This window comes from Comamonas koreensis, assembly GCF_021026195.1.
GTDB classification, from domain to species: Bacteria; Pseudomonadota; Gammaproteobacteria; order Burkholderiales; family Burkholderiaceae_C; genus Comamonas; species Comamonas koreensis.
Genome location: NZ_JAJNCT010000032.1, coordinates 1 through 617 on the forward strand (window position 1 = coordinate 1; position 617 = coordinate 617).

Sequence of the window (617 nt, forward strand, 5' to 3'; positions counted from 1 at the left end):
AAGGCCTGAATCATCATCGTGTCGTAGACCTCGAATGACTTCTTGGCCTGCAGATCCGCAAGCTCTTTTTCCTTTGCAACAATGACCTGCTCGCGGCGCAGGCGCAAGATGGTCTCTTGCTCCTTCTTGGACTTGCCGATCAAGGCAATCTCATCGCGCAGCTGTTTGTTGCCTTCCTCCAAGCTGTTCGCTGTCGCAAAGGCCGCATCCACGTTCTGCTTTTGCTGATCTTGCCAGGCCTTGCGGGCCTCGGCCGCTTCCTTGTAGGTCGCGGTGAGCTTCTCCTCTACCTCCAGCTCCTTGAGCTTGCTCTCCAAAATAGCCTTGTGGTCGCTGGAGATATTCTTCTTCAGCTCGGCCTGCATCTTGATGCGCAGGCGCTGGCTTTCGGTGATTGCTTCGCTGGACTGGCGCTCTAGCTTTTCCTCTGCAATTTTCGCGTTGATGGCATCCAGCAAAGACAGATAGGATTTCTCCTCCTGCTTGGTGCCGGCGACAACTTGTTTGCTGTACTTGGAACGAATCTCGCCCAGCGCAGTCTGGTGCGCAGCAGTGATCTGTGCGACCTGGCCCGCATCGCCTTGGGCAAGAGCAATGGCCTTTTCATAGCTCGCGGT

General features: G+C 55.6%; 1 protein-coding gene. It reads right to left on the reverse strand.

What is annotated here, in order from left to right:
• Positions 1 to 617, reverse strand: a 617-nt coding sequence (locus LPW39_RS23675; protein WP_230780348.1) for a hypothetical protein, incomplete at both ends; no start/stop codon positions are given.